Genomic DNA, 23,715 nt, shown 5'->3' with positions numbered 1-23,715 from the left:
ACCCCTCAGGCGACCCGAAGCCCGATGCCCCACCCCGGTTGAGTCCCGGATTCTCTATGATTCCTGGCATGGTGGATGAGAACCGACACGATGTGCTGACCGATCGCGTGTATGAGGCCGTCAAGGCCATGGTCATGGACCATGAGATCGAGCCCGGCACACGTATGAGCATCGACGGCCTGGCCCGTCGGCTGGACGTGTCGGCCACCCCCGTCCGCGAGGCCCTGGTCCGACTCGAGTCGGACGGACTGGTCGTCAAGCGTCCGAACGCCGGCTATCGCGCCACCGACCTGCTCGATCCGGAAGCCCTCACGGATCTGTTCGAGATGCGGCTGCTACTGGAGCCCCGCGCCGCGTCCCTCGCCGCCGAGAACGCGGACGACGAGGATCTGCGGCAGTTGCGGTCCATCGTCGAGGAGATGCGCCGACACCCGGAGACCGGCGCCAAGTACTCCGCCTACCGGCAATTCGCCCTGCTCGACCAGGACTTCCACGACGCACTGGCCTACGCGGCGGGCCGCCCGCTGCTGGCCGAGGCGGTGACCCGCCTCCACGCACACCTGCACATGTTCCGCCTCAACAGCGCACCGGGAGCGGCCGAGCCGACGATCGACGAGCACGAGCGGATCGTGGACGCCGTGGCCCATCGCAACCCGGAGAAGGCCGCCGAGGCGATGGCCGCCCACCTGCGCTCGAGCCGGGTCCGACACCGCCCGCACGCCCCCTCGCCGCGCCCGCCCCGGCGCCCCGGATCCGCTCGCGCCTGAACCGACCAGGGGCCTGGCGTGACCCGCCACACCCCGAACGCGCCTGTCACCACTGGAACTTCAGCCCGGAAGGGTTGACTGCCCCGGAAGTCTGGCCCAGCATGGCCGAGCCAGATCGTATTGGATTTCCGGCCACGACACGGAAGACGAACAGGATCGGCGTCGATTGCGTCGGAGTGGCATGTCCAGTGAGTGGCATGTCCAGTGAGCGGCATGCCCAGTGAGTCGACGCTCCTCGAGATCGCTACCGATCCCCATTCACCGGCGGGCCGCCGAAAGGGGTACTTCACCGCATGGAACGCGTAGCACAGGTGATCCGGGTGCGTCCGGAGCGGATCGACGAGTACCGCGCACTGCACCGCGACGTACCCGAGGCAGTCCTTGACACCTTGCGCCGCTGCCACATCGCGAACTACTCCATCCACCTGCTCGGTGACCGGCTGTTCAGCTACTTCGAGTACCACGGTGACGACCTGCGGGCGGACGTCGCGCGGATGGCCGCCGACGAGGCGACGCAGGAGTGGTGGAAGCTGACCGACCCCTGCCAGGAGCCGGTCGAGGAGGCCGGCCCCGACGGCTGGTGGACGCCGATGGAACAGGTCTTCCTCATGAAGTGAGGGCCGGGCCGACAGTCGCTGCCCCGCCCCACCCCTCTCTCACCTCCGTGCCCAACGAGAGGCCACACCATGACGCAGACACCCACGTCCCGCCACGCGGACAGCGAGCCAGGGCGAGAGCCGGAGCCAGGGCCGCCAGAGCCACGCGAGCACACCGACAGCCCGGGCCCCCTGCCGCGTCGCGTGTACGCGGTCGCCGTCCTCGGCGGCCTGTCGGGCATCCTGTACGGCTACGACTCCGGGGCGATCTCCGGGGCGCTGGCCCCGCTCACCGAGGAGTTCGGGCTCAGCACCACCGGCCAGGGCCTGGTGACCAGCCTGCTGCTGCTCGGGGCGCTGCCCGCGATCGCCGCCGGAGCCTTCGCCGCGCGCCGCTGGGACCGGCGCCACCTGCTGATCCTCGCCGGGGCGATCTTCGTCCTCGGCTCGATCGGCTGCGCGGTCTCACCGAACGCCCCCGTACTCATGGCGTCCCGCTTCATCCTCGGCTTCGCCGTGGGCCTGGCCAACATGTTCGGCCTCATCTACCTCAGCGAACTCGCGCCCAAGCATCTGCGCGGCCGCATCACCGCGCTGTACCAACTCGCCGTCAACGTAGGCATCCTGCTCGCCTTCACCGTCGGCGACGTACTGTCCGCGTCGGGCGCCTGGGAGTGGATGCTCGGACTCGGGGCGATACCGGCGGTGGTCTTCTTCATCGGCATGATCACCAGCCCGGCGGGACCGCGCTGGCTGATGATGCGCGGTCGCGAGGCCGACGCCGAGGCGGTCCTCACGACCCTGCGCACCACCCCGGCGGACGCGACCGCCGAGGTCGCCGAGATCCGCGGCAGCCTGGCCCAACAGCACACCGGGCTGCGGGAGTTGTTCACGGGCCACTATCGCGCGCCCCTGCGCATCACGCTGATCCTGACCTTCTTCCAGGTCTTCACCGGCATCAACGCGGTCGTCTACTACGCACCGATCATCTTCGAGCACCTCACCGCCGACTCCGGCAGCGCGGGGACCATCGCCAACTACTGCGTGGGCGCGGCCCTCGTGGTGTCCACCGCGGTGTCCCTGCCGTTCATCGAGCGGCTCGGCCGGGTCCGCCTGCTGACGCTGTCCCTGGTCGCCCAGGTGCCGCCGATGATCGTGCTCGCATTGTTCCCCGACGTCACCGTCGTCGCCGTGACGTGCGTCTTCGTGTACACCTTCGCCTTCGGCATCGGCCTCGGTCCCGTCTTCTGGCTGTACTGCCCCGAGGTACTTCCGCTGCGCGCCCGCGCCGTCGGCATGGCCGTGATCACCTTCACGCAGTACCTGATGAACTTCCTGTTCTCGCTGGTCTTCCCTGATGTGCTGCACGCGATCGGCGCCGCGGTGTTCGGTGTGTTCGCGCTGCTGTCCGCGGTGGCCGCCTGGTACGTGGCACGGAAGGTTCCGGAGACCGCCGGCAAGTCACTGGAGGAGATCGAGGCACTCTGGCTGCGTCAGCCGGTGCGCTCCCCTACCGGAGCGGCGACATGACCCCGCACGGCGACGGCGGAGCCACGGACACGCCCCGCCCGCTCCCCCGTGTCCCGCTGGGTCGCTCCGCCGCGTGGACCACCCCGCTCGCCTTCGGCGGCGCGGGCGTCGGCAACCTGTTCCGCGCGATCGACGACGAGGAGGCCGCGCGCGTCCTGGAGTGCGCCTGGGACGAGGGGTTCCGCACCTACGACACGGCCCCGCACTACGGCCTCGGCCTGTCCGAACGCCGACTGGGCGACGCGCTGCGCGCCCGCCCCCGCGACACGTACACGCTGTCCACCAAGGTCGGCCGGGTACTCGAACCGCTCCCCGCCCCGCACGGCGACGACCTCGCCCATGGCTTCGCCGTGCCCGCGACCCACCGCCGCAGGCAGGACTTTACCGCCGACGGCGTACGCCGCAGCCTGGAGGACAGCCTCGGCCGACTCGGCCTGGACCGGGTCGACATCGTGTACCTGCACGACCCGGACGACCATGAGCGACAGGCCCTGGACGAGGCCTACCCGGCACTGGAACAGCTGCGCGCCGAAGGTGTCATCAGGGCCATCGGCGTCGGCATGAACCAGTCCGCCATGCCCACCCGCTTCGTCCGCGACACCGACATCGACGTGGTCCTCCTCGCCGGCCGCTACACCCTGCTCGACCAGAGCGCTCGGGACGACCTGCTGCCGCAGGCACTGCACCGACATGTCTCGGTCGTCGCCGGCGGTGTCTTCAACTCCGGCCTCCTCGCGGCCCCTTGCCCGGACTCCACGTACGACTACGCGACGGCACCCGCCCACCTCCTCGACCAGGCCCTTCACCTCCAGGAGGTGTGCAGGAGCCACGGCGTCCCACTGCGCGCCGCCGCCCGCTTCCCCCTCGGCCACCCTGCTGTCGCGGGCGTCCTCCTCGGACTGAGCAGCACCGAGCAGGTCCACGACGCGGCGGCCCAGTTCCGCCGCCCCATCCCTGACGCCATGTGGCGGGATCTGAAGACGGCCGCGAGGCTCGTCGACGTACCGCGGGAGCCGTACGTCGGTCAGCGAGTGTGACGGCGGACCGCGTCAAGGAGCTGGTCGATGTCGTCCGCGCTGTGGGAGAAGGCGGTGACGAACCGTACCGGACCCCGGCCGGGCCCTGCTGCACTATCTGCTCGCGGCAGCCCAATGGCGGGCGCGGGACCAGGCGTTGGACATCGTCCTCGCCCACGCGGACCTCGAAGCGAAGCCGGTCTCCGGGATGCAGGACGAGCTCGGAGGCCACGCCGAGGTCCTGCTGAGTGGTTTCGGCATGGACCTGCCCGCCGACGCACGCACGTCCGCCATGACCGATGGTCAGGTACGCCGGTCTTGGCCCGAGCCTCCGCCGGCGCCGTCCTCGTAGCCCCGACCTCAAAGCTCGTGGCGGGCCCGGCCCTTCCCTCCGGCCCCCGGGTCAGCGCCGCAACAGTCCGAGGTCGACGGCATCCGCCATGGCCTTCATGCCCGCGTCGTTCGGGTGGATGTGATCGCCGGAGTCGTAGGCGGGGTTGAGGGCGGCAGGGTCCGCGGGGTCGCGCATGGCCCGGTCGAAGTCGATGACGCCGTCGTACGCGCGGCCTGTGCGGATCCAGGCACTGACGTCACGGCGTATCACTTCGGCGGCGGGTGTGTAGTAGCCGTTGCCCTTGTCGGGCATCAGGGTCGCGCCGATGACCCGTACGCCTGCGGTGCGCGCCCGGCCGATCAGGGTGCGGTAGCCGTCGATCAGGTCCTGGGCGGTGAGTGGACCGCCGTCGGGCCCCGCGTTGTTGCCGATGTCGTTGATGCCCTCGAAGAGGATCACGTGCGTGACACCCGGCCGGCCGAGGGCGTCGTGGTCGAACCGCTTGAGCGCGCTCACACCCTGCCACAGGTTGGGTACGTCGGTCAGGACCCGGTTGCCACCAAGACCGGCGTTCACGACGCTCAGCCTCTGCGGGCCCGGTTCGGCGGCCAGGCGGCGGGCGAGGAAGTCGGGCCAGCGGGTGTAGGTGCCGGTCGAGGAGTGGTAGCCGTCGGTGATGGAGTCACCGAAGGCGACGACGGTGCCCCGCGCCGTCGGGGACAGGACGTCGAGGCCCGCCAGGTAGTACCAGGATGTCGAAGTGGCCGTGTACGCAGAGGAGTTGTCGTCGCCGGTGTGGTCGTCGGAGGCGAGGTAGGTCGTGTCGAAGGCGTCCGAGTGCCAGGTCGACATGCCGGTCGCGGCGGGCACGTACAGGCTGACGAGCAGGTTCTGTTCGGCCTCGACGGTGATCGGGACGGTGTCGCTGATCGCTTCCTTGCCGGCGGGGATGGTGACACGGCCCGACCCGCCGAAGGTGATGCGCCGGGTGGTGCCGGGCTTCGCCTCGCCGCCGGTCGCCTGCACGGCCATCGTCACTGCCGCTGCGCCGAGCGGTTCGGGGCTGTAGCGGTTCGAGAGGGTGATGCGGGCGTCCGAGCCCGCGACGCTGCTGTGCACGACCATCCGGATGGTCTGGTCCGCGAAGGCGGGGCCGCCGGTCGTCATGCTGGGTGACCAGGCACCGACCCGGTTTCGTCGCGTGTCCTGGTGCGAGGGTGTGGTCGCGTACGCGGCGGTCATCGGGACGGCCGTCGCGGCGAGGACGACCGGCGCTCCGATCATGGTCCGCAGGAATCCGCGGCGGGTGCGCCACTGTCCGTTGGGACGTGGTGGGTCGGACAGCATCGGAGCTGTCTCCGTTCTTGTCGTGGTTCGACTGTTCCCGTGGTTCGACTCTTCTCGTGGTTCGACGGACACACACCGCCCTGGCGGCGACGCGGGGCGCCCGGCAGGCGCCCCGCGTCCGCGCGCTCAGGCCACGAGGTCCCTCAGCACCCTCGACTCCCCTGGCTTCAGGGTGACGGTCGTGCTCCGGCCGCCCGCGGTGACCGTGGTCTTGCGGCCTCCCACGCTGTGCAGCGTCGCCCGGCGTACGCGGCCGTGCTCCCAGGCCACGTCGACCGTGAACCCGCCGCGCGCGCCCGCTCCGCGCAGCGAACCGGACGCGGCCCAGGCGTCCGGCAGGGCCGGGAGCAGTTCGATGTGGCCGGGCCGGGAGTAGACGATCGTTTCCAGCATGGCCGTGGGCGTACCGAGGTTGGCGTCGATCTGGAAGATGGCGCGGGTGTCGGAGACCCGGTACATGTCGAAGAAGTTCATGGCCGTGCCGGTGTCACCGCCCGCCCACGGCTTCAGGTTCGTCAGGAGCAGTTGGTAGGCCTTCTCGGCGTCCTTGAGTCGCGCCCAGCACGCCGCCCGCCAGGCGCAGGCCCACCCGTAGCTCTCCATGCCGCGGGCGGTGAGAAGTGCTGTCGCGCCCTTCAGGATCTCGGGGTCACCCGCGTCGGGACGGATGCGGTCACCGGGGAACAGGTTGATGAGCGGGGAGAGGTGGCGGTGGGTCGTCTCGCCGAGGTTGTCCTCGCTCATCCACTCCTCCAGCCAGCCGGATGTCGGGCTGACCTTCGGCAGGTAGAGGCGTTCGCGCAGGCCCGTGATGGTGGCGGCGTGGTCGGTGTCGCGGCCGAGGGTGCGGCACGCCTCCGCGTAGTGGCCGAAGAGGGACCACAGGAGTTCCTGGGTGTAGGTGATGCCACGGGCGTCCTGCGGGCCCTGCTCGGGCGACCAGTCGTGGTCGTCGATCAGGACCTCGCGGCCGTCGACCGTCGTGGTGATCAGGCGCGCCTCCCAGAACGCGCAGGCGCCCTTCAACAGCGGCATGATCCGATCGAGGTACTTCGTGTCCTGCGTGAACTCGTAGTGTTCGTAGAGGGATTCGCACAGCCAGGCGTTGCCCGCCGGGTGCCACCACCACCCCAGGCCGCCGTACGGGTTCGTAGAAAAGGCGACGGTCCAGCCGGCGACCTTGTCCGACGTGTTGCGGTAGCGGTTGCGGGAGTCCTGGAACTGTTCCTGGGTGACCTTGTTCCAGGCGGGCAGCTGCGCGAGGCAGTAGTCGGCGAACGCGGGGAAGGTCTCGCCCAGACCGGCCCGGTCGGCCAGCCAGTAGTTCATCTGGAGGTTGATGTCGGTGTGGTAATCGCCCATCCAGTCGGGGGTGTTGCCCTCCAGCCACAGCCCTTGCAGGCCCATGGGAAGCCCGTCGCGCGAGCCGCAGATGGTGAGGTAGCGGCCGAACTGGAGGTAGCTGGCCTCGAGTTCGGGGTCGGGGGCGGATCCGTCCGCGGCGCGCGCCTTCAGGCGCGACCAGGTGTCGAGCCTGCGCTGCCGCCCGGTGGAGGGGCCGAGGTCGAGGTCCAGCCGGTCGTAGCGGGGCCGGTAGTCCGCGACGTGCGTGTCACGCAGCAGCACGCCCGAACTCTCCGCCGCCGCAAGGGCCTTGGACTCGGCCAGGTGCACCGGGTCGAGGTCCGGGTCGCGGTAGCCGGCGGCATGGTCGGGGGCGTAGTCGGTGCCGCCGCTGATCACGATCACGACCTCGGTGCAGTCGGTGAACGTGACGCGCGCACCCTTCGCCGCGATGACGCCGTCGCCGGTGGCGGTGACCGCGGCCGCGTAGCGCAGGCCGTTGGCGAAGGAGTCGGAGAAGGAGGCGAGACGGCGGGCGGCGTCCGCGGTGGTCGTCTCGCCGTGCGTACCGGAGAGGGCGAGGCTGCCGGTGAGGGTGCCGCCGCCGCTCTGGCTGAGTCTGATGACGAGGGCGTCGTCGGGGGCGCTGATGAACATCTCCCGCTGGTAGCGCACCTTGCCCTTCGTGTACGAGGTGGTCACCACGCCGCTGCTGAGGTCGAGGGTGCGCCGGTAGCCGCTCACGTCGGCGCGGCCGTGTCCCGGCACGGTCAGGACGGGTCGGGCGAGGAGAGTGAGGCTGCCGAAGTCGTCGCGCCCGTACGGGAATTGGCCGTCGCTGTCGAGGGTCGCGTTGGCTCCGCCGGTCCACATCGAGGCGTCGGTGACGTGGAACAGCTCGCTGTCCGGATCGCCGCCGACGAGGGCGCCGAGGCGACCGTTGCCCAGCGGCAGGCCCTGCTCGATAAGGAGGTCGCCGTCGGCGGGCTCGGGGTACCAGAGGGTGGTCGCCTCGTCGGCGGGGACGAGCGGGGAGATGGTGGGGCGGTTCGGCGCGGCGTGGGCGGTGAAGGCGGGCAGGGTGCTCAGCGCGAAGGCGGCGCCGAGCCCGGCCCCGAGCCCGAGGAACGTGCGGCGGGACGGTCCGTTGCTCATGTGCGGGTCATTCCGTGGGCCGTTGCTCATGTGCGTGTCCTTCCATGGGACGGCGAAGCCCCCATCGCGGGACGGGGCTTCGCCGGGAGCGTCTGAGGGGCGGGGCCTACGACAGCTTGATCAGCCGCGAGCCGTGGGCCGGCACGGAGGAGGCGGTCCAACTCCCCTTGAAGGAGCCGAGGTTCTCGCGCGCGACGACGTCACGCAGCCGCTGCGGACCGTGCACGCCCAGGTCCTTGAAGTTGACGCGGATATCGGTCGCCGAGGAGCCCATGTTGTAGACCGCGAGGTACGTGTCGTGACCCACGCGCTTCGTCCACACCTGCGTGTCACCGGAGCGGAGCTGCTTCGGCAGGACGGCGGCCTGGTCGACGGCGATGACCTCGGGGTTGGTCAGGACGGCCTTGGCCTTGTCGTCGAGGAAGTAGATGTCACCACCGACGTACAGCGGGGACGAGGCCATCGACCAGAACGTCATGACGCTCTGCCGCTCGGTGTCGTTGATGCCGTCCTGCAGCCCGCTGCCGGAGTTGTTGTTGATCGGCATGGAGTCGAGGTCGCCGAAGTAGGTGGGGGCGGACAGCTTGGGCAGCCACTTGGGAAGATCGGTCCAGCGGTCGTCCACGGAGCTGGTCCAGGTGCTGGTGGTGTCGCAGTAGCACTCGATGTCGGTGTCGACGCGGACGCCGTTCGCGTGGGGCCGCAGGCCGTCGCCGGCCTCGAGGTCGACGGGCCAGGCGCTGGCGCTCAGCCACATCTTGCGGCCGCTGTGGTCGATGGCGGTGGACCAGGCCTTGATGTCCTCGACGTTGTCCTTCGTCACGCCGTCGATCTTGATGAAGTCGACGTTCCAGGAGGCGTAGCGGGCGACGATGGAGTCGATGTAGTCCTGGGCGCAGGGGTTGCTGTAGTCGATCTTCCAGGCGCCCTCCCACTTGTTGGTCGGGGTCAGCGGCTGCGCGGCGATGTCCTGGGCATGGCAGTCCGTACCGAGGATCGGCGCGTTCTTGTCGTACACCTCCTTCTCCAGACCGGCGGCGCCGTACAGGCCCAGCTTGAGGCCCTTGCCGTGCACGTAGTCGGAGAGCGACGGCATTCCGCTGGGGAAGCGGTCCTTGTCGGCGTTCGGGATGCCGTTGGCGTCGGTGTGGAAGTTCCAGTCGTAGTCGAAGTTCCAGCCGGCGTCGATGTTCAGGTTCTTGTAGCCCGCCGGGGCCAACTTGCTGCTGAGCGCGTCGGCGGCGTTCTTGATGTTGCCCTCGTTCAGCCAGCGCGTGCCGTAGTCGCTGTGCGAGGAGGACTCGACGCTCCAGCTGCTCCAGCCCATGAACGGCTTGACGTACGGGGTCTTGGCCTGGGCGGTGCCGGTGGACAGGGTGAGGGCGAGGGGCAGCGTGCAGGCAGCGACGAGAGCCGCGCGTCGGATCGATCTGGTCACGGGAAGTACCTCCGGGAAGAAGGGAGTTCAGGACTTGAGACCGGACATCGCGATGCCCTGGACGATGTGGCGCTGGGCGACCAGGAACATGATCACGAGAGGGAGGATCGCCACGGCCGTACCCGCGAACAGCTCGGGCAGGTTGACGGTCTGGGAGGTGAGGAAGCTGGACAGGGCGATCTGTACGGTCCAGCTGTCCGGGTCCTGGCCGATCATCAGCGGCCAGAGGAAGGAGTTCCACGCCTCGATGAAGGACAACGCCCCGAGCGAGGCGATCATCGTGACGGAGTTCGGCAGGATGATGCGCCCGTAGACGCCGAGGTAGCTGAGGCCGTCGATGCGGCCCGCCTCCTCGATCTCGGCGGGGAACGACAGGTAGAAGCTTCGGAAGAGCACGACCGCGAACGCGTTGAACAGGCCCGGCGCGATCAGGCCCCACATCGTGTTGACGCCTCCCATGGAGCCGACGACGACGAACGTGGGCAGGAAGGTCACCGCCTGCGGGATCATCAACGTACCGACGATCAGCGCCAGGACGATCCCGCGGCCCGGCACGTTGATCCGGGCCAGCGCGTACCCCGCCATCGAGGCGAGCAGCGTCGATACCGGGGCCGAAATCACCGCGATCACAAGAGAGTTGACGAGGGACCGGCCGAAGGGTCGCTCTGGATTGTCGAACAGGGACGTGAAGTTGTCCCAGTTCAGCGCGGACGGCAGCCAGTTCCAGTCGGTGGCGGTGACCTCCGGCGTCGTCATGAAGGCATTGCGCAGCAGGACGTAGAACGGAATCAGGAAGACCACGGCCAGCAGGCACAGGACCAGGTACGTGGCGGCGGAGCCGAGCACGCTCCCTCGGTAACGGTTCATGGTGTCAGTCCTTGTCCGTTCAGTCCTTGTCGCGGGCGAACCCGAGGATCCGGCCCTGGAGGAGCGTGACCAGCACGATCAGCAGGGTGAGCAGGAAGGCTCCGGCGGAGCCGACGCCGTAGTCCTGGTCTTGGAGAGCGACTCCGTACAGATGCATCAGCGGGGTGCGTACCGGCTCGCTGCCGAGCGAGGCGCCGGTGGAGAAGATCGCGTAGAACTCGTCGAAGGCCTGGAGCGCGGCGATGAGCATCAGCAGCAGGATCGCGACCGATGTGTTGCGCAGCATGGGGAAGGTGATGCTGCGGAACGTGCGCCACGCGCCGGCGCCGTCGAGGGACGCGGCCTCGTACAGGTGCGGCGGGACGGACTGGAGCCCGGCGATGAAGAGGATCATGTAGAGACCGACCTGGAGCCACAGCCGCAGGGTGACCAGCACGATCCAGTACAGGGGCGGGCTCTGCGTCTGGATCCAGGCGGTCGGGTCGTCGCCGAAGAGCGCGCCGAGCGTGTTCGCGAGGCCGGACGGGACCCCGCTGAACAGGGCCATCTTCCAGATCATCGCGGCGGCCACGTAACTGACCGCGGCCGGGAGCAGGAAGGCGGTACGGAAGAAGGCCCGCCCGCGACGTACCCGGTTGACGAGGACGGCGAGGCCCAGCGACCCGGCGAAGGTGATCGGCACGATCATCGCCGTGAACAGCACGATCATCGTGAGCGAGTCGCGGAACCGCTCGTCGCTCAGCAGCTGTTGGTAGTTGTCCAGGCCGACCCAGTTCCCGAGGGAGATGGTGCGGCGGGCCTCGCTGAAGCTGAGCAGGAAGCTCCAGCCGATGGCGACGTAGCGGAACAGCGCGAGGCCGAGCAGCATCGGCGCGGTGAGGACGACGAAGGCGAGGATTTTCGAGCGTCGCTCGGTCAGCAGCCGCCGGCGGCGCGGCGCCGTGGCGGGCGCCGGCCGGGCGGGACTCTTGCTGCTCCCCCGCAAAGGCGTGGTACCGGTGGCCGTCATGACGGTCAGCCCATCTGCTTGTCGAGCTCGGACTGCGCCTTGGACTGGGCCTTGTTGAGGGCCTTCTCCGGGGCCGAGCCCTTGGCGATGTCCGCGGCGGCGGCGATGAACTCGGCCTGCATGGCCTGCGTCCACTCGGCGGGGAAGGAGATGCCGTACTTGGTGCCGATGGCGACGGCGTCCTTCGCCGGCCCCTTGCTCAACTCCGGTGTCTTAGCCGCCACTTCGGTCTGCGGCGGCACGTGGGAGCCGTACTTGACGGCCCAGTCGATCTGGATGTCGGCCTGCTTGATCCACAGCCACTTGAGGTACCTCTTGGCCTCCACGACGTGCTTGCTCTTGGCGTTGACGGCCTGCGTCCAGCCGCCGAGCCGGGCGACGGGCTTGCCCGAGGAGTCGTACGCGGGCCAGGGCGCGACCCCGAAGTCGTCACCGAGCGCCTTCTCGACGGTGGGCAGCGCCCACAGGCCGCACCACTGCATGGCGGCGGCGCCCTGGGTGAACGCCCCCGCGTCGTACCAGTCGGTGGTGAAGCCGAGCAGCACCGACTTGTCGGAGTGCAGGTCGCGCAGGCCACCGATGGACGTGGCGGCGTCGGCGTAGACGACCTTCTTCCCGTCGATGAGGTCCTTGCCCTGGGACCAGGCCAGCAGGTAGGGGCTGTCGCCGATCCCGTCGTTGCCTATGAAGAGCCCCTTCACGTTGCCGTCGGTCAACTTCTTTGCGGCGTCGGCGAGTTCGGCGAAGGTGGTGGGCACGTCGACGCCCGCCTTCTTCAGCATCGACTTGCGGTAGAAGAGCATCATGATGTCGTCGATGGTCTTCATGCCGTAGATCTTGCCGTCGACGGTGAGGTAGTCGAGGTCCGCCTTGACGAAGCCGCTCTTGGCGGCGCCGTACACGTCGTCGAGGGGTTCGAGCTGTCCCTTGCGGGCCATCTCGGCGCGGAAGTCGCCGAGTTCGAAGACATCCGGGGCGTCGGCGCCGAGCAGCGCGGCGTTCAGCTTGGTCTCGTACTGGGAGGTGTCGGCGCCCCAGACGACGTTGATCGCGATGTCCGGGTTGGCCTTGGTGAACTCCTCGGCGTACCGCTTCACCGCGGCCTGGGTGCCCTCCTCCCCGTACTGGTGGTACCACTGCGTGAGCGTGACCTTGGCGCCCTTGGCCGACGCGGTCTCCTGCGGGTTGCCGGCGCACCCGACGGCGGCGCCGGCGACGAACAGCAGGGACGTGCCGAGGAATCCCCGGCGGGACAGGGCGGAACTGGCAGTCATGACAAGGTCCTTCCGGGGACTTCCGGGAACGGAGGCAGGCTCAGGCGGTGAAGAGTGACTGGATGCTGACGGCGGCCGCACCGCGCGCCCATTCCTCCCAGGGCAGCGGGCGCACCACGAGCGGGCAGCGGGCGGCGGCGCCGAAGGCCTGCATGGTGAAGGCGGCGCGGATCTGCTCCTCGAAGAGGTCATACGCGGCCACGCCCTCGCCGGAGACGACAACCCGCTCGGGCCCGACCAGGTTGACCACTGCGGCGAGGCCGAGCCCGATGGCCTTGCCCGCCTCGTCGAACACGGCGCGCACGGCGGCGTCCCCGCCGTGGGCGCGGTCGATCGCCCCGGCCATGTCGAGGCCCGGATCGTCCGCCGCGCGCCGGGCGCGGGAGACGATGGCCGCCTCGGAGGCGATGGCCTCGACGCAGCCCCGGGCGCCGCAGTGGCACTCCGGGCCGTCCCCGGCGGCGACCGGGATGTGGCCGATCTCGCCGGCCACGCCGTAACCCCCGGCCACCAGACGGCCGTTGACGACGAGCCCGCAGCCGATGCCGACGCCGACCGTGGCGAGGGCGAACGAGTCGGCGCCGACGCCTTCGCCGAACCACTGCTCGGCGACGGTCAGCGCCTTCACGTCGTTCTCGACGGTGACCGCCAACCCCGTTGCCGAGCCGACCAGTTCGGCCAGCGGGACGTCGTGCCAGCCGAGGAACGGCGAGTAGCGCACGACGCCGCCCGGCCGGTCCACGTCGCCCGAGACGGACACTCCGATGTGGTGGGTCCGCTCGGCGTGCGCGGGGGTCAGCTCCGTGACGAGCGCGGCGATGTCTCTCACGACCCCCTCGACGGACCGGTCGGTCACGGCGATCCGGTGGGCGGCGCCGACGACCTGCGCCCTCAAGTCGGTGACCACGCCGATGAGTTCGTCAGCCGTGACCTTGACGCCCACGAAGAACTCCCGGTCGGCGCGGACGGCGAGGGGGTGCGCGGGGCGTCCCGCCCCCTCGGCGGTCCGGGGCCCCAGCGTGAGCTCCTCCAGGTAACCGGCTTCGATCATCGGCTTGACCGCCTTGGTGACGGCGGCGGAGGAAAGACCGGTGAGACGGGCGATCTCGGGACGGACGACCGGGCCACGGGTGAGCACTGTCGTGAACACCGTGTTGGCCGCCGGAGACGCGAGCAGCTTCGCTCGGTTCAGCAACATGGGGGAAACGTAGGGGTATTAATTTCCTTCGTCAATATTTAAATCCAGGGAGTTTCGACCTAGGCTCCGGCTCATGTCTCAGGTGTCCTTCGACGAGCCCAGTCGCACGTTCCTGCTCACGACCCCCGCCTCCGCCTACGCGCTGCGCATCGACGCGGACGACAGCCCACGGCATGTCCACTGGGGCGCGCCCCTCACCCTCGACCAGGCGGCCGCGCTGCCCACACACGACGGATTGACCAGCAGTTTCGCGTCAACAGGCGGGGAGGAGCTAGGCGTTGAGGGCGGTGCCCGGTTCGGGGTGCCGTCGCTGCTCGTGCGATACGCGGATGGAGCACGCGGGGTCGAGTGGGTGCACGAGGGCCACGAGATCGACGGCGGCCGACTCCAGGTACGGCTGCGCGACCGGCACTACCCGCTCGGCTGCACGCTGCAATACTCGGTTCGGCCGGACGGCGATGTCATTGAACGCTCCCTGGTGCTCCGCCACTTGGGATCCGCCGAGCAGGACGTCGAGGAGGGTGAAGAACCGGGTGACGAACAGGGCGACGAGCCCATCGAGATCCTGCGCTGTGACGCCGCGAGCTGGTCCGTGCCCGCCGCATCGGGCGTGCGACTGAGCCACACGGTCGGCGAGTGGACGGGCGAGACACAGCTGCGTCGCACTGAAGCCCCCTTCGCCGAGACGGTGTTCACGAGCCGGCGCGGCGTGTCCGGGCACTTCGGCAATCCGTGGCTGATGGTCGACGCGGGTGACGCGGACGAGCGCCACGGCGAGGTGTGGAGCATGGCCCTCGCCTGGTCCGGGAGTTGGCGGATCACGGCGCAGCGCGACCACACCGGCGGCCCGTTCACAGTGACCGGCGGCGCCGGGCACGAGGGTCTCACCTGGCGGCTCCGACCCGGCGATAGCCACGAAACCCCGGTGTTTGCAGGGCAGTTCAGCGGCGGCGGATTCGGTGCGACGAGCCGCGGCTGGCACCGTTACATCGCCGCACACGTACTGCCGCGCCCCGACGAACCGCGCCCCGTGGTCTACAACAGCTGGGAGGCGACCGGCTGGGACGTCACCCTGGCGGGCCAGAGCGCACTCGCGGCGCGCGCCGCCGACCTCGGCGTCGAGCTGTTCGTGGTGGACGACGGCTGGTTCGGACAGCGCACCAGCGACCGGGCCGGGCTCGGCGACTGGCATCCGAATCCCGAGCAATTCCCGGACGGACTCGGCCCGTTGGTCGACGAGGTGCGCCGGCTCGGTATGCGCTTCGGCCTGTGGGTCGAGCCGGAGATGACCAACCCGGACAGCGACCTGTACCGCGCACACCCCGACTGGGTGCTGCACATGCCGCACCGCCGCCGCACCGAACTCCGCAACCAGCTCGTGCTGAACTTCGCCCGCACCGACGTGACGGAGTGGGCCTTCAAGTGGCTGGACCGTCTGGTCGCCACGTACGGGATCGACTTCCTCAAGTGGGACATGAACCGGGCGTTCACCGAGGCCGGCTGGCCCGGCCACCCCGATGCCGAGCGACTGTGGACCGACCACACGCGGGGCGTCTACTCGGTGCTCGACCGGCTGCGCCGCGCCCACCCCGGCCTACGGGTCGAGGGCTGCGCGGGCGGTGGCGGCCGCGCGGACCTCGGCATGCTGGCCCGCACCGACCAGATCTGGATCTCCGACAACACGGACGCCGACGACCGGGTCGCCATCCAACAGGGCTACAGCCAGATCTACCCGGCCCGCACCATGTCCGCCTGGGTCACCGACAGCCCCAACCCGCACACCGGCCGCAGCACCCCGCTCCCCTACCGCTTCCACGTGGCGATGACCGGAGCACTGGGCATCGGCGGCGACCTCTCCCGCTGGACCGACACGGAACTCGCCGAGGCCCGCGAACTGGTGGCGCTCTACAAGGACATCCGCCCAGTGGTGCAGTTCGGCGAGCAGTACCGCCTCGACGACGCCGTGCAGTACCAGGCGGACGACCGCATCGTGGTGATCGCCTGGGGCCGGGTCCGCAACCTGCGCCTGGCCGGGCTCTCCCCCTCGGCGCTCTACGTCGACGACACGACCGGCGCCGAACACGATGCGGCGACCCTGCTCACGCACGGCCTGCCGCTGCGCCCCGCGCCGGGGGAACGGCCGAGCATCGTGGTGCGGCTGAGGCGGCGGGGCGGGTGAGGCGGCGGGGCAACTGAGGCGGCGGTGTGGGTGAGGCGGCCGGGCGAATGAGACGGCGGGGCGACTCACCCGCAGGCACATCAGCCGGTCACCTGCACCACCGATGTCGCCCCTGCCCGCACCGTGGGCGTCACGTACGTATACGTCGCGCCGTCGACCGTCTTGGTGCGCACGCGCTGCGGGACACCGTCGACGGTGATCCTCCTTGCTCCAGCCGGTGACCGGGGTGCCGGAGGTGGTGTAGGCACGCACCAATGTCGGCGCCGCTTCCGGTGCCGCTCCAGGTGTCGTTGAAGTATCAGCCGGAGTCTGACCAGGAACTTCTTGGTCGGAATCCTTTTGGAGGGGCTATGGCTCGGTCTCGGTTCGTACTGTTTCTCGGAGTGGCGCTCGCGCTACTCATCGGCGGCGGCAGCCCCGTCTCCGCAGTGCCGACACAGACACCGAGACCGGTGGTGGTCGACGCCGACGAATACGGCGCCGATCCCACGGGACGTACGGACTCGGCGCCCGCCGTCGCGGCGGCGCTGCGGCATGCGAAGACACTCGATCGACCGACCCGGATCCAGTTCTCGCGGGGCACCTACCAGCTCTACCCGGAGCGGGCCGAGAAGCGTGAGTTGTACGTGTCCAACACCGTTGGTGCCGACCAGCGTTACCGGGACAAGAGGATCGGTCTGCTCGTCGAGGACATGCACGATGTCACCGTCGACGGCGGCGGGGCGAAGCTGATTTACCACGGCCTGCAGACGGCGTTCGCGTCGATCCGCTCGACCGGTGTGACGTTCCAGAACTTCTCCTTCGACTACGCGGCCCCCGAGGTCATCGACGCGACCGTCACCGACACCGGCGTCACCGACGGGCACGCCTACCGGGTCCTGAAGATCCCCGCCGGCAGCCCGTACCGGGTCGACGGCACACACATCACGTGGCGCGGCGAGAAGAGCCCCGCCACCGGGAAGCCGTACTGGTCGGGTGTCGACGGACTCCAGTACACGCAGATCCACGACCCCGAGGCGCAACGCACCTGGCGCGGGGACAACCCCTTGTTCAACGACGTCGCCTCGGTCACCGACCTCGGCGGCCGCCGGATCCGGATCGACTACGGCACCACGGCACGTCCGTCGGACGCCGGACTCGTCTACCAGATGCGCCTCATCGAGCGGACGGAGCCGGGCGCGTTCATCTGGCAGTCGAAGGACGTCACGATGCGCTCGATGAACGCCTACTACCTCCAATCCTTCGGTGTAGTAGGTCAGTTCAGCGAGAACATCGCCATCGACAAGGTGAACTTCGCCCCCGATCCGAGGTCCGGCCGGTCGACGGCGTCCTTCGCGGACTTCGTGCAAATGTCCGGCGTGAAGGGGAAGGTCGCGATCACCCGGAGCGTCTTCGACGGGCCGCACGACGACCCGATCAACATCCACGGCACCTACCTCCAGGTCGTCGGGAAGCCGGGGCCGAACACTCTCACTCTCGCCTACGAACACCCTCAGACCGCCGGATTCCCGCAGTTCGCGCCGGGCGACGAGGCCGAGTTCGCCACCAAGACCACGATGTCCCCGCTGAAGGACGCGCACGCGAAGGTCACCGCGGTGGACGGTCCGAGCGGAATGGACCACGACAAGCCGCTGACCACGATGACCGTCACCTTCGACCGCCCCGTCCCCGACGGGGTGAAGATCGACGAAACGGTCGTCGAGAACATCACGGCCACACCTTCGGTCGTCATCTCCGGCAACGTGTTCCGCAACGTACCGACCCGTGGCATCCTGGTCACCACCCGCAAGCCGGTCCGGATCACGGGCAACCGGTTCGACGCGATGTCCATGGCCAGCGTCTACGTCTCCGCCGACGCCTACCAGTGGTACGAGTCCGGGCCGGTGGCCGACCTCACCATCCGCGGGAACTCGTTCACCCGGCCCACCGGTCCTGTCATCTTCGTGGAGCCGACGAACCAGGTCGTCGACCCGGCGCACCCGGTGCACCGCAACATCTCGGTCGAGGACAACGCGTTCGACATCGGTGACGTCACCGTCGTCGACGCCAAGAGCGTCGGCGGGTTCGCCTTCACCGGCAACACGGTGCGACGCCTTGCCGGAGCGGCCCAACCTCCGTACACGTCCCCGCTGTTCGTCTTCCACGGCAGCTCGGGCATCCGGATCGCGGGCAACCACTACGACAAGGGACTGAACACCTCCGTGGTCACGGACTGAACCCAAGCGGGTACTGAACCCAAGCGTGTACGGCAGTTCATATAGGCGGGATGCGCACAACGCGTACGGGATGCACGCCACATCGACCTGGTCAAACTTTCCGGCTTTTCGCGCATCGTGTTGGTACCCGGCCCGCGAGGGACTCCTGCTCGCCACAGGCTTCGTTCACCGACCGAGGGAGCTGACCATTCATGGACGCAACATCCCCCACGCGCGCGGTCCGGGATGTCGTGCTGGTGCACGGCGGGTTCGTCGACGGTTCCGGCTGGCGCGGGGTGTACGACCTGCTCCGCGCGGACGGCTACCGCGTCACCGTCGTGCAGAACGCCACCGAGTCCCTGCAGGGTGACGTCGCCACCGTCAACCAGGCGCTGGACGGACTCGATGGACCCGCCGTGCTGGTCGGGCACTCCTACGGCGGCGCCGTGATCACCGAGGCGGGCCATCACGCCGCGGTGTCCGCGCTCGTCTACGTCGCCGCGTTCGCACCCGACAAGGACGAGTCGGTCAACACACTGATCGCCGACCCGCCGCCCGGCGCCCCCGTCCCGCCGATCCTGCCGCCCGCCGGGGGTCACCTCTTCCTGGACCGGGACAAGTTCGCGGCATCCTTCGCCGGGGATCTACCCGAGGCCGACGCGCGCTTCCTCGCCGACTCGCAGGTCCCGTGGGGTCTTGACGCCCTGGCCGGCACCATCACCAGCCCGGCCTGGCGCGCCAAGCCGAGCCACTATCTCGTCGCCCGCGACGACCGGATGATCCCGCCCGCCGCCCAGCGCGCCATGGCCGAACGGGCCGGAGCCACGGTGTCCGAGACCGCCGGCAGCCATGCCCTGTACGTCTCCCACGCCGGCGAGGTCGCCGCGCTCATCGCACGCGCGGCAACAGAAACCACGGCGACCGCTTGACAGCCAACTTCCGTGACACGGCGGCCAATTACGCCAACATCTGGAGGCTCGCGGGCCTCGGGCCCGGCATGGCTTGGTCACCGATCGCAGCCGCCCCCGCCTCACGTCCTCTCAACTCATCTCTCAGGTCACACCGCACAGTCCAGCCGTTCGCGCTGATCACCCGTCAACTCCAGCGCCACGCCCGCGAACGCCTCGTCCAACTGCTCGACCGAGCTGACGCCGACGATCGGTGTGGCAGCCGGATTTCCTCCGGTCAGCCACGCCAACACCACCCGGTTACGGTTCGTGCCGGTCTCCGCGGCGATCTCATCGAGCGCCGCGAGGCGGCGGACCGTGCCGGGGTGGTCGTACTCCTGTGGCAGTGGCTTGTCCGCGCGGGTGTAGCCGCCGCTCAGCAGCGGTGTGTACGCCCATAGCTCCATGTCCGGATGGTGCTCCAGGTAGTGGAGCACCTCGTCGCCGACCGCACCGAAGCGGTGCGACACGCTGGGCCGGGTCGCGGGGCGCGGCTGGAGGTATGTGTGCTGTTGCTGCAGCGCGGTGAAGCCGGCACCACCGTGGTCCCGCGCGATCCGCCGTGCCCGATCGACCTGCCACACAGGGTAGTTGGAGCAGCCGAGACGCCCGACCGTGCCCGCGGACACGAGGTCGTCGAAGGCGGCGACCGTCTCCTCCAGCGGTGTGCCCGGATCGGGCATGTGGGCCCAGTACAGCTCGACATGGTCCGTTCCCAGGCGTCGGAGACTGTCCTCGATCCCGCTCTTGACGGCTCCGGCCGACAGGCCCTCGGCGGTCTCCGGGAATCGTCCGGCCTCGGTCGGCTCGCAGCCCACCTTGGTGCTGATCCTGACCCGGTCACGGACGCCCGGGCGACGTGCCAACCAGCGCCCGATCAACTCCTCGCTCCGCCCGCCGAATCCGGTCGGATCCGCCCAGAACGCATAGCAGTTGGCGGTGTCGATCCAGACGCCTCCGGCGTCCACGAAGCGGTCCAGTATCTCGAACGACCGGTGCTCGTCCTGAGCCGTGCCGAACAGCATGGCCCCAAGGGCCAGATTCTCCGTCATGTCCCTCACGCTAGGCGCGTTCGGTTCGGCGGTACGCTCCAATGTTGTGGCTGATTCCCAGACCAATTTCGCGTGGGCGACGCTGCTGGATATCGGTGCGCCGGAGGGCGGGCGGCGCCGCCTGCACGACCGTCTGGCTCACGCGCTGCGCACCGCGATCCGGGACGGCCGGCTGGCGGAAGGTGCCGCCGTCCCACCGAGCCGAGCGCTCGCCGAGGAACTAGGCTTCTCCCGTTGGGTGGTGACGGAGGCTTACGGGCAACTCATCGCGGAGGGGTACCTCTCCGCCCGGGTAGGTTCCGCTACGCGTGTCTCGTGGTCGCCGGAGGCGTCGGGATCGACACCTCCGCTGCCCCGCGGCCGACGCTCGCCGGCACAACCACCCATCCGGTACGACCTCGCGCCCGGCCTGCCCGACCTGCGGGCGTTTCCCCGCCGCCGCTGGGCGGACGCCGTCCGGGCGGTCATCGGCTCGGCCGTCCACTACGACCTCGGCCTGCCCGACGCCGCCGGACACACCGTGCTGCGTACCACCGTCGCGCAGTACCTGCGACGCTCGCGCGGCGCGGACGCGCACGCCGAGTCCGTGACGGTGTGCGCGGGCGTCACCGACGGTCTGCTGCGTACGTGCCGGGCGTTGCGCGCCGAGGGGATCGCCGACGTGGCCGTTGAACACCCGGGGTGGGGGCGGCTGCAGGACGCCGCGACCAGCGCAGGTCTCCGCGTGCACCCGGTGCCCGTGGACCACGGCGGCCTCGACGTCGACGACCTCGCGCGCACGCCGGCCCGGGCCGTCATCGTCGGCGCGGCACACCAATTCCCCACCGGCACGGTGCTGTCCCCGGAGCGCCGGGCGAGTCTGGTGCGCTGGGCCCGCGAGGTCGACGGCTTCGTCATCGAGGACGACTACGACGCCGAGTTCCGCTACGACCGCCATCCGGTCGCCGTCATGCAGGGCATGGCCCCGGGCCGGGTCTTCCTCCTCGGCTCGGTCAGCAAGACCCTGTCACCGGCCCTCGGCCTGGGCTGGCTGGTCTCGCCCGCCTCGATGACCCCGGTGCTCCGGGCGGCGAACCCCGTCGCCGCCGCGCCACCGGTGCTGGACCAACTCGCGCTCGCCACCTTCATCGACCGCGGGTGGTACGACGCCCATCTGCGCGCGGCACGGCGGCGGTTCCGCACCCGCCGCGACCTGCTGGTCCGCACCCTCGGCGCCCAGGTGCCGGAGGGCCGGGTATCCGGCACCGCCGCCGGGCTGCACATCCTGCTCCACCTCCCGGACGGCGCCGATCCGCGTGGGACGGTCCGGGCGGCGGCCGCCGCGGGGCTGCGCCTGGCGGACCTCGACGACTACCGCGCGCCTCGGCCGACACACCCCGCGCTCGTCCTCGGCTACGGCAACATCAGCGACACCGAGATCCCTCCGGCCATCACGCTCCTGCGCGACGCGTTGCGTTCACCCGCGGCCTCGCCACCGACACGTACAGCACAGCAGCTGCGTCATGCATGACGTCGCTGACGCCGCGGTTTCGCGCACTACGCTCCTGGGATGCAGATCCCCAACACGCGCCTGGAGCGCGCCAGTCGACGACGCGCGACCGCGGACACCATCCTGGACCGGCTCGGCCTGTTCGAGCGGTGGCGGCCGCTGGGGTCGCCCGTACTCGTCGGATCCGTCGCTCTCGACCTCGTGGTGGAGCCCGACATCGACATGGAGATCTACTCCCCCGCCCCGTCGGTCGCCGACGGGTTCGCCGCGCTCGTGCCCTGCGCAGAGTTGCCGGGCGTGCGTAATCTGCGCTTCGCCAACGCCCTCGACCTGCCGGATCAGGGGCTGTACTGGCGCCTTGACTACGAGTTCACGCCCACCGAGGTCTGGAAGATCGACATGTGGTGGCTGCCCGACGACCACCCCGGCCCCCGCGCGGCTGACCTTGTCACCCCGGTACGCACCGCGTTGGACACCTCGACGCGCGACACCATCCTGGCCATCAAGGAAGAAGCAGCGGCACGGGGCGAGTCGACACAGGGTGTGTGGGTCTACCAGGCGGCCCTTGACCACGGAATCCGCACCTACGACGAGTTCCGTGCCTGGCAGGCCTCGACCCCGACGGACGGGCTGACGTCGTGGCGGCCGCGTCGAGACTGAGGTGCGCTGACCGGGAGCGGTTTCGGCGGGCTACCCCTACGCCCACACCACCTGGAAGTGGGCCCGCCCCCACTCACCCGGGTGCGCTCACGCCGGCCGTGGGTCGTTCGCCGTCCGTCGCGGTCGAGGACTCGGAGGTCGGGGACTCGGAGGACGGTGACTCGGAGGATGGGGCCGACATGGGCGGGGACGCGGCGGACGGGGACGAGGTCGACGGCGTAGCCGGGTTCGGGACCTCCGTTCTGGACGGATCCGACGGCGAAGGGCTGGGCGTCGGGCGCTGGTCGGGGGCGGTCGGCGACGATGGCGCGGCGGGCGGCACGGGGGTGCGGTGCGGGTCCGCGTCCGGGGCCAGGGCGACGTAGCCGACGGCAATGGCTGCGGCAGTGGCGAGCCCGGCGACCGGGAGGACGAAGCGCCGGGCGGTGTCGCGGAGTCGAGGCAGTCGGCGCAGATGCGGTCCGGGCGGCCGGGCCGGGCGCAGTGCCCGTACGGTGACGCTGTCGGCGCGCACGGCGAGCGTCTCGCGCAACCGTTGCTCCACCGGGCGTTCGGCCTGGTCGGCCGGACGGGCACGTGGTGTGCGGGGAGTCATATCCGGCCCTCCAGGATCTTTTCCAGTGCGTCCAGGGCGCGGCTGGCGTTCGACTTCACTGCGCCTTTGCTGATGCCGAGGGTGGTGGCTATCTCGGCCTCGCTGAGGTCGGCCCAGTAGCGCAGTACGAGGACTTCACGGCGGCGCGGTGTGAGGCGGGACAGGGCGGCGAGGACTTCGCGGTGTGCCTCGTCGAGGACGACGGAGTCCTCCGCGGACGGGGCTTCGCCGGCCGGTGGCGGGGTCCACGCCCGGGCCGTGCGGCGACGGCGCAGCACCGATCGTGCGGTGTTGACGACCGCGGTGCGCAGGTAGCCGAGGGCGTTGTCCACCTGCGTGATGTGTTCGCCGTGGCGGCGGTAGAGGGCGGTGAACGCGTCCTGCACGACATCCTCGGCGGTGGCCAAGTCGTCCACGAGCAGCACCGCGAGCCGCACCATGCGCAGCCGGTGCGCGTGGTAGAGCTCGCCGATCGTGGGCGGCCGGTCGAGGGGCGGGGGTGTGACGCCGTGCGGGTGCGCGTACGGGGGTGAGGGCCGGCCCGGCGCATCGGTGGCCGGGCCGGGTGCCGCGTCGATGCCGGGTGCGCCTTCGAGAGCGGACCGGTCACGTCGCAGCAGCCCACGCAGCACGTCCCGCCACCCTGGGCGGACCCGGCCGTACGGGAGGGTGAACGGCCGTGGTGGCGGGGCGAGTTCGTGGGCTACGGGGGTGTGCACAGGG

The 23,715-nt window shown here is 70.0% G+C and carries 20 protein-coding genes; 10 read left to right on the top strand and 10 right to left on the bottom strand.

Translation table 11 applies throughout. From position 1 onward, the window contains the following. Positions 1–68: 68 nt before the first annotated feature. From OHA73_RS39095 to OHA73_RS39075, 5 genes are all read left to right on the top strand, one after another. Positions 69–767: a GntR family transcriptional regulator gene (locus OHA73_RS39095; protein WP_327657523.1), complete on the top strand. Its 699-nt coding sequence runs from the start codon at positions 69–71 to the stop codon at positions 765–767. A gap of 293 nt (positions 768–1,060) precedes the next feature. After that, entirely contained in the window at positions 1,061–1,384 is a 324-nt protein-coding gene (locus OHA73_RS39090; RefSeq protein WP_267068036.1) for an L-rhamnose mutarotase, read from the top strand. A 69-nt stretch (positions 1,385–1,453) separates the two neighbouring features. Next, on the top strand, positions 1,454–2,893 hold the full coding sequence (locus OHA73_RS39085) for a sugar porter family MFS transporter (protein ID WP_327657522.1): 1,440 nt from the start codon (positions 1,454–1,456) through the stop codon (positions 2,891–2,893). After that, on the top strand, positions 2,890–3,930 hold the full coding sequence (locus tag OHA73_RS39080) for an aldo/keto reductase (RefSeq protein ID WP_327657521.1): 1,041 nt from the start codon (positions 2,890–2,892) through the stop codon (positions 3,928–3,930). The genes OHA73_RS39085 and OHA73_RS39080 overlap by 4 nt, the downstream gene beginning before the upstream one ends. A 136-nt stretch (positions 3,931–4,066) precedes the next feature. After that, positions 4,067–4,261 carry a hypothetical protein gene (locus OHA73_RS39075; RefSeq protein WP_327657520.1) on the top strand — a complete coding sequence of 65 codons (195 nt, stop codon included), beginning with the start codon at positions 4,067–4,069 and terminating at the stop codon, positions 4,259–4,261. 51 nt (positions 4,262–4,312) lie between these two features. Here the strand turns inward: OHA73_RS39075 and OHA73_RS39070 are convergent, their stop codons facing one another. The 7 genes from OHA73_RS39070 to OHA73_RS39040 all read right to left on the bottom strand — a co-directional run bounded on the left by OHA73_RS39070 (position 4,313) and on the right by OHA73_RS39040 (position 13,875). Continuing rightward, positions 4,313–5,590 (bottom strand): SGNH/GDSL hydrolase family protein, encoded by a 1,278-nt coding sequence (locus tag OHA73_RS39070; RefSeq protein ID WP_327657519.1) that lies wholly within the window; start codon positions 5,588–5,590, stop codon positions 4,313–4,315. Positions 5,591–5,716: 126 nt separating this feature from the next. Continuing rightward, positions 5,717–8,089 (bottom strand): glycosyl hydrolase family 95 catalytic domain-containing protein, encoded by a 2,373-nt coding sequence (locus OHA73_RS39065; RefSeq protein ID WP_327657518.1) that lies wholly within the window; start codon positions 8,087–8,089, stop codon positions 5,717–5,719. 106 nt (positions 8,090–8,195) lie between these two features. Further along, positions 8,196–9,527, bottom strand: coding sequence for a glycoside hydrolase family 27 protein (locus tag OHA73_RS39060; protein WP_327657517.1), 1,332 nt, complete (start codon positions 9,525–9,527; stop codon positions 8,196–8,198). A gap of 27 nt (positions 9,528–9,554) precedes the next feature. Continuing rightward, the gene (locus tag OHA73_RS39055) at positions 9,555–10,394 is read right to left on the bottom strand and encodes a carbohydrate ABC transporter permease (RefSeq protein WP_267068041.1); all 840 of its coding nucleotides are present in this window, start codon (positions 10,392–10,394) and stop codon (positions 9,555–9,557) included. A 19-nt stretch (positions 10,395–10,413) separates the two neighbouring features. Then, a complete protein-coding gene (locus tag OHA73_RS39050; RefSeq protein ID WP_327657516.1) occupies positions 10,414–11,403 on the bottom strand; it encodes a carbohydrate ABC transporter permease in 990 nt (329 codons plus the stop codon). A 5-nt stretch (positions 11,404–11,408) separates the two neighbouring features. Beyond that, complete coding sequence (locus tag OHA73_RS39045) at positions 11,409–12,677, bottom strand: ABC transporter substrate-binding protein (protein ID WP_327657515.1); 1,269 nt, start codon at positions 12,675–12,677, stop codon at positions 11,409–11,411. Between the two features lie 40 nt (positions 12,678–12,717). Further along, positions 12,718–13,875 (bottom strand): ROK family protein, encoded by a 1,158-nt coding sequence (locus OHA73_RS39040; RefSeq protein ID WP_327657514.1) that lies wholly within the window; start codon positions 13,873–13,875, stop codon positions 12,718–12,720. Positions 13,876–13,948: 73 nt separating this feature from the next. Between OHA73_RS39040 and OHA73_RS39035 the strand changes: the two genes are divergently transcribed. The 3 genes from OHA73_RS39035 to OHA73_RS39025 all read left to right on the top strand — a co-directional run bounded on the left by OHA73_RS39035 (position 13,949) and on the right by OHA73_RS39025 (position 19,178). Further along, on the top strand, positions 13,949–16,054 hold the full coding sequence (locus tag OHA73_RS39035) for an alpha-galactosidase (protein WP_327657513.1): 2,106 nt from the start codon (positions 13,949–13,951) through the stop codon (positions 16,052–16,054). A gap of 383 nt (positions 16,055–16,437) precedes the next feature. Further along, positions 16,438–18,270, top strand: coding sequence for a right-handed parallel beta-helix repeat-containing protein (locus OHA73_RS39030; protein ID WP_327657512.1), 1,833 nt, complete (start codon positions 16,438–16,440; stop codon positions 18,268–18,270). Positions 18,271–18,461: 191 nt separating this feature from the next. Continuing rightward, complete coding sequence (locus tag OHA73_RS39025) at positions 18,462–19,178, top strand: alpha/beta fold hydrolase (RefSeq protein WP_267068047.1); 717 nt, start codon at positions 18,462–18,464, stop codon at positions 19,176–19,178. 128 nt (positions 19,179–19,306) lie between these two features. Here the strand turns inward: OHA73_RS39025 and OHA73_RS39020 are convergent, their stop codons facing one another. Beyond that, positions 19,307–20,248, bottom strand: coding sequence for an aldo/keto reductase (locus tag OHA73_RS39020; protein ID WP_327657511.1), 942 nt, complete (start codon positions 20,246–20,248; stop codon positions 19,307–19,309). 46 nt (positions 20,249–20,294) lie between these two features. Between OHA73_RS39020 and pdxR the strand changes: the two genes are divergently transcribed. Both pdxR and OHA73_RS39010 read left to right on the top strand, forming a co-directional pair. Next, positions 20,295–21,758, top strand: coding sequence for a MocR-like pyridoxine biosynthesis transcription factor PdxR (pdxR, locus tag OHA73_RS39015; protein ID WP_327657510.1), 1,464 nt, complete (start codon positions 20,295–20,297; stop codon positions 21,756–21,758). 39 nt (positions 21,759–21,797) lie between these two features. Further along, positions 21,798–22,397: a hypothetical protein gene (locus tag OHA73_RS39010; protein WP_267068050.1), complete on the top strand. Its 600-nt coding sequence runs from the start codon at positions 21,798–21,800 to the stop codon at positions 22,395–22,397. 73 nt (positions 22,398–22,470) lie between these two features. On the opposite strand, the gene OHA73_RS39005 is transcribed toward OHA73_RS39010, so the two are convergent. Together OHA73_RS39005 and OHA73_RS39000 are read right to left on the bottom strand one after the other, a co-directional pair. Beyond that, entirely contained in the window at positions 22,471–22,992 is a 522-nt protein-coding gene (locus OHA73_RS39005; protein ID WP_327657509.1) for a hypothetical protein, read from the bottom strand. Then, positions 22,989–23,711 carry an RNA polymerase sigma factor gene (locus tag OHA73_RS39000; protein ID WP_266723346.1) on the bottom strand — a complete coding sequence of 241 codons (723 nt, stop codon included), beginning with the start codon at positions 23,709–23,711 and terminating at the stop codon, positions 22,989–22,991. Before OHA73_RS39000 ends, OHA73_RS39005 begins: the two co-directional genes overlap by 4 nt. Between the last annotated feature and the right edge of the window lie 4 nt (positions 23,712–23,715).

Origin of the sequence: Streptomyces sp. NBC_00483, from assembly GCF_036013745.1 — a bacterium.
GTDB lineage: Bacteria > Actinomycetota > Actinomycetes > Streptomycetales > Streptomycetaceae > Streptomyces.
Note: the sequence above shows the minus strand (reverse complement) of the source record. Positions and strands in the feature narration are given on the sequence as shown.